Origin of the sequence: Streptomyces flavofungini, assembly GCF_041028215.1 — a bacterium.
Taxonomy (GTDB): Bacteria; Actinomycetota; Actinomycetes; order Streptomycetales; family Streptomycetaceae; genus Streptomyces; species Streptomyces flavofungini_B.
The window spans coordinates 1-5,113 of record NZ_JASKYR010000604.1; the positions used below are offsets into that span (position 1 = coordinate 1).

The 5,113-nt window shown below is 73.4% G+C and carries 5 protein-coding genes and 1 tRNA gene; 2 read left to right on the top strand and 4 right to left on the bottom strand.

What is annotated here, in order from left to right; genetic code table 11:
* The first annotated feature begins 95 nt into the window (after positions 1-95).
* The gene (locus AB8Z36_RS30745) at positions 96-1,688 is read left to right on the top strand and encodes an NADH-ubiquinone oxidoreductase-F iron-sulfur binding region domain-containing protein (RefSeq protein ID WP_369216668.1); all 1,593 of its coding nucleotides are present in this window, start codon (positions 96-98) and stop codon (positions 1,686-1,688) included.
* A gap of 107 nt (positions 1,689-1,795) precedes the next feature.
* On the opposite strand, the gene AB8Z36_RS30750 is transcribed toward AB8Z36_RS30745, so the two are convergent.
* A tRNA-Ala gene (locus AB8Z36_RS30750) sits at positions 1,796-1,868 on the bottom strand.
* Between the two features lie 121 nt (positions 1,869-1,989).
* Here AB8Z36_RS30750 and AB8Z36_RS30755 point away from each other — a divergent pair.
* Entirely contained in the window at positions 1,990-3,207 is a 1,218-nt protein-coding gene (locus AB8Z36_RS30755; protein ID WP_369216669.1) for a glycosyltransferase 87 family protein, read from the top strand.
* Here the strand turns inward: AB8Z36_RS30755 and AB8Z36_RS30760 are convergent.
* The 3 genes from AB8Z36_RS30760 to AB8Z36_RS30770 form a co-directional block, all read right to left on the bottom strand.
* Positions 3,176-3,409, bottom strand: coding sequence for a hypothetical protein (locus tag AB8Z36_RS30760; RefSeq protein ID WP_369216670.1), 234 nt, complete (start codon positions 3,407-3,409; stop codon positions 3,176-3,178). The genes AB8Z36_RS30755 and AB8Z36_RS30760 overlap by 32 nt on opposite strands.
* A gap of 3 nt (positions 3,410-3,412) precedes the next feature.
* Positions 3,413-3,595 (bottom strand): hypothetical protein, encoded by a 183-nt coding sequence (locus tag AB8Z36_RS30765; protein WP_369216671.1) that lies wholly within the window; start codon positions 3,593-3,595, stop codon positions 3,413-3,415.
* Positions 3,596-3,665: 70 nt separating this feature from the next.
* Positions 3,666-5,054: an MFS transporter gene (locus tag AB8Z36_RS30770; RefSeq protein WP_369216672.1), complete on the bottom strand. Its 1,389-nt coding sequence runs from the start codon at positions 5,052-5,054 to the stop codon at positions 3,666-3,668.
* Positions 5,055-5,113: the final 59 nt, after the last annotated feature.

The window sequence follows — 5,113 nt, forward strand, 5'->3', positions numbered from 1 at the left end:
GCCTATGACAGTGGCTCCGCCACCGAGCCGCCGCCAGGGCCCTTCCAGGCCCCCGGCCCGGGTGAGCCCTGGACCGCCGCCACCGGAGGCCACCCGTGAACGCGTCGCTGCCCGACGTCCCCGAGGTCCGCGTCGTCGGCCTCCCGCTGCTCACGTCCGGCTTCGACCTGGTCGAACGCCTCGATCTGCCGATGCACCTCAAGGTGCACGGGCCCCTGGAACCGATGGCCGGGGAGGCGCTCGCCGGGCTCGCCGAGCAGATCGAGCTGCGCGGCAGGGGCGGCGCGGGCTTCCCCTTCGCCCGCAAGCTGCGCTCCGTCGCGGAGGCGGCGATACGTCGCGGCGTACGCCCCGTGGTCGTCGTCAACGGCAGCGAGGACGAGCCCGCGTGCCGCAAGGACACCGTTCTGATCAACCGCGCCCCGCACCTCATCCTGGACGGCGCCCTGCTCGCCGCCGAGGCCCTCGGCGCCCGCACGCTCGTCATCGGCGTGACCCGGGACTCCACCGAGGCCTCGATGCGCACCGCCCTCGCCGAGCGCGGCCTCGGCAACCGCCGGGGCGCGGCGCTACGCGCGCGCGTGCAGCGCAACCCCGTACGCATGGTCACCGGGGAGTCCTCCGCGCTGGTCCGCTCCGCCGACGGCGGGCCGCCGCTGCCGCCGGGCCGCAAGGTGCGCACCTCCGACTCCGGGGTGGGCGGCGCTCCGACGCTGCTCTCGAACGCCGAGACGTTCGCCCAGCTCGCGATCGCCGCGCGGATCGGCGCCGACCGCTACTGCCGCACCGGCCTGCGCGACGAGCCCGGCACGCTCCTGCTGACCCTCTCCGGGGCGGTGGCCCGGCCGATGGTCGTGGAAGTGCCCACCGGCGTCCCGCTGCGGTACGTGCTCCAGCTCGCCGGCGCCCCCGCGCTGCCCCAGGGCGTGCTGACCGGCGGCTACCACGGCAAGTGGCTCGACAGCGCCACCGCGCACGAGGCGATCGTCTCCAGGGCCTCCCTGGACGCCTGCGGGGGCGCGCTGGGGGCGGGGGCGATCCTGCCGATCGGCGAGGGCACCTGCCCGCTGGGCGAGTCGCTGCGGGTCGCCCACTGGCTGGCCGCCGAGAGCGCGGGCCAGTGCGGGCCCTGCTACCTCGGCCTTCCCGCGGCGGCCCGCGGCCTCGCGGACGTCCTCGCCGGAGGCGGTCCGACCGCCCTTGAAGCACTGCGCGAGGTGACCAGGGCCGTGAAGCGGCGCGGCGCCTGCAAGCATCCGGACGGCACGGCGGCCTTCCTGGAGTCGACGATCGCGGCGTTCACCGACGACCTGGCGGCGCACGTACTCGGCGGCGGCTGTGGCCGTCCGGTGGAGGGCGTCCTGCCCCTCCAGGCGGAGGCTCCCCGGGGCGACGCGCCGAGCGGCCGCAGGCTGGCGGTGGACTGGACGCTCTGCCAGGGCCACGGGCTGTGCGCGGACATCGTCCCCGAGCTGCTCCAGCTCGGCCCCGACGGCTTCCCCTCGGTGGCGGAGGCCGCCGTACCGCGCTACTCCGAAGCGCGGGCCGCGCGCGCGGTGCGGCGCTGCCCCGCGCTCGCCCTGCGCATCGAGGAGGACCCGAGGGCGGCGCCCAGGCAGCGTCCCGGGCTGCCCGCCGCGCTGCCGCCCGGCCGGGGACGCAGGGCACTCGGCAGCGGAAGGCAGTGACAGGAAGGACCGTCGGCGGAAAGCGCTGACAGAAGAGACAGAAGTGGAAGGCACTGACAAAAGAAGAAGCGGGCCACCCGATCCGGGTGGCCCGCTTTCATCTGCTGTGGAGCTAAGGAGAATTGAACTCCTGACCTCCTGCATGCCATGCAGGCGCTCTACCAACTGAGCTATAGCCCCTTGCTTGTCCGCCCGGTTTCCCCGGCGGCTCCGCCAACATTACACGGTCATCCCCGTGCTCCACCAAATCGTTTCCGGTCTGCACCGGTACAGCCCGATACGGCCGGTACTGTCAGCCCCCGTGACCGTGATCGCGCTCGCCACCACCCACCGCCGCGTGCCCGTGGCCGCCGGGGCCTGCCTGCTCTCCTTCACGGCCTTCTGGCTCGCCCAGCGCGCCGCCGACGTCTCGATGATCGACCTGATGGTCTACCGAGCGGAGGGCGAGACCGTACGCGCGGGCGGCGACCTCTACGCGCTGCGCACCACCGAGGCGCACCTGCCCACGACGTACCCGCCGTTCGCCGCGCTCCTGTTCACTCCGCTGACGCTCCTGGACGTGCCGGACATACGCGCGCTCGCGGCGCTGGGAAACCTGCTGCTGCTGATCGCCTTCGTGGGTCTCTCGCTGCGGCTCATCGGTGGTGACGGGCGCCACGCGCGCGTGCGGACCGTGCTGGGCCTCTCCGCGCTCGCCGTCTGGTGCGAGCCGGTGTGGACGACGCTGCGCTACGGACAGATCAATCTGCTGCTCGGCGTGCTCGTCCTGTGGGACCTCTCCCGGCGCCCCGGCTACCGCTGGGCGGGCGTGGGCATCGGGGTCGCCGCTGCGATCAAGCTCACGCCCGCGCTCTTCGCCGTGTTCCTGCTCCTGACCGGGGCCGCCGAGGCCCTGCGGCGGGGCCCGTGGCGGCCCCCGGTGCGGCACGCGTGCGTGGCGGCCGTCTCGTTCGCGGGGGCGACGCTCCTCGCCGCCGCCGCACTGCCGCGCGACTCGTGGCGGTTCTGGACCCGCATGGTCTTCGAGGCGAGCCGGGTCGGCCTGACGGAGGACACGGCGAACCAGTCGCTGCGGGGCGTGCTCGCCCGGCTGCTGCACACCGCCGAGCCCGGTGCCTGGTGGGCGGCGGCGGCAGCGGCGGGCGGCGCGCTCGGCCTGGCCGTCGCGGTGGCGGCGGCGCTGCGCGGCGAGCGGGCGTGGGCGGCGGCATCCTGCGCGACGACGGCCCTGCTGGTCAGCCCGGTGTCGTGGTCGCACCACTGGGTGTGGTGCGTGCCCATGGTGCTGCTCCTGGGCTCGGAGGCGGTGCGGCGGGGCGGCCGGGGGCGCTGGGCGGTGACCGGAAGCGCCGCGCTGGTCTTCGTCTCGTACGCCCTGTGGTGGGTCCCGCACGGTGCGGGACGGCTCGAACTCGACCAGAACTTTGGCCAGATGCTGCTGTCCGCCCTCTACGTAATGACCGGTTCGGGGTTTCTGCTGATCGGCGTCAGGCGGTGGCGAACGAGTAGAACCGCTTGAGGGTGCAGTGCTCGTCGAGCAGCCGGCCGTAGATCGGCTCCCCTTCGAGCTCACGGTAGGTCTCGATGGGGTCGCCTTTTATGATCAGTGCCCGGGCGCATTCCTCGCACCAGTACTGGTACTCGCTGTTGACCGGTTCCATGTCGCGGACGATCGGCGTGCCACTGTCACACCAGTCGCATTTCCGCCTGTGTGCACCCATCGATCAGCTCCAGCTGTGGCCGCAGGCGGTGCACACGTACGAGATTCCGCCGTTGTCACCGAGGACTTGGGCGACGTGGGCCGAGCCGCAGGAAGGGCAGTTGAGGAGCGTGCGGCGCCCGGCACGTTCTCGCATCGCCGCCTCGTCGGAGAGGCGGTCGACCCCTCCGATGATGCTCGCGGGCATCGCGCTCTCCCTCCCGTCGGGCTGCGTCCCCTTCCGGCCGTCCGATTCTGCCACGGCCTGAGCGACCCGGTCAGCGACGCAGTCGTACCAGTCCGGACACGGCGCCCAGTGCGGCCACCGAGGCGAGCGCGTATGCGCACACCAGGAGCGCGTCCGCGGATGAATACGCCCCAGGCCCCCCGAACGACTCAAACGACTCGGACGACTCAAGGCGGTGGAGGAAAAGTGCTCCGAAACAGGCGACTCCGGTCAACTGGCCGAGCTGAGTGACCGTCGCGAGCAGACCGCTGGCGTCCGCCGCGTCCTCGGCGCGCACCGTGGCGAGCGCCCGGGTCAGGGTCGGGCCGAAGCCGAGGGAGAGTCCGGCGCCCACGCCCGCGAAGGCCGCGTAGAGCCAGAGCCCGCCGTCGCCGCCGTCCCGCAGCAGCAGCCCCATGGCGGTCATCGCCACCGCGGCCAGCGCGAAGCCGCCGGGGATCAGTGCCCTTTGCAACGGCAGCGGCCAGCGCCGCCACGTCAGTCCGACCGCGCCGAAGACGACGGCGGCGGGCGCGAAGGTGAGCCCGGCCCGCAGCGCGCTGTACCCGAGGCCGTCCTGAATGTGCAGGGTGAGCACGAAGAGGAAGCCCGAGTTCACGGCCATCACGGCGGCGATCCGGAAGACGGCGAGCCCCATGCCGGGCGCCCGCAGGAGCCGCGGCGCGACGAGCGGCGCTCCGCCCCGCCGGGCGAGCCGGGTCTCGTAGGCGCAGAACAGGGCGAAGAGGACCGCCGCCGCGGCCAGCGAGAGCCACGACCACAGCGGCCAGCCCTTCTGCTGACCGAGGACCAGCGGCACCGTGAAGAGCGAGACCGCGGCGCCGAGCAGCACCAGGCCCGGCGGGTCGAACCCGCGGGCCCGTCCGGCCGCGAGCGCCGCGCCCTCGTCGCGCGGCAGCACACGGAACGCGAGGACGAGCAGGACCACGCCGACCGGCACGTTCACGAGGAACACCGGCCGCCAGCCGGTGCCGAGGAGGTCGGCGCTGACGAGGACTCCGCCGAGCACCTGACCGGCGGCGGCACCGGTGGCGAGGACGGCCGAGTAGGCGCCGAGCGCCCTGACCCGGGCCTCCCCCGCGAAGCCGCGCTGGATCAGGCTGAGCACCTGCGGGATCAGGACCGCCGAACCGGCGCCCTGCACCAGCCGGAAGGCGATCAACTCCCCGGTGCTTCCGGCGAGTCCGCAGGCCAGCGAGGCGATGGTGAAGACGCTGAGGCCGACGAGGTAGACCCGCCGGTGCCCGAGCCGGTCACCGAGCCGCGCGCCGGTGATCAGCAGGACCGCGTACGTGATGGTGTAACCGGCGATCACGAGCTGCAACCCGGCGCCGGACGCGTGCAGTTCGGTCTGGATGGTCGGTGCGGCGACGTTCACGATGAACGCGTCGAGCAGCGCCATGAACTGCGCGGCCAGCACGACCGCGAGCAGCCGTCCGCGCCGATTGTCAGTGCCGGGGGCTTTACTGGTCGTAGTTG

Coding starts and splice junctions, on each gene's coding strand:
- AB8Z36_RS30765 (WP_369216671.1), bottom strand. CDS start 3,595: ATGCCCGCGAGCATCATCGGAGGGGTCGACCGCCTCTCCGACGAGGCG.
- AB8Z36_RS30760 (WP_369216670.1), bottom strand. CDS start 3,409: ATGGGTGCACACAGGCGGAAATGCGACTGGTGTGACAGTGGCACGCCG.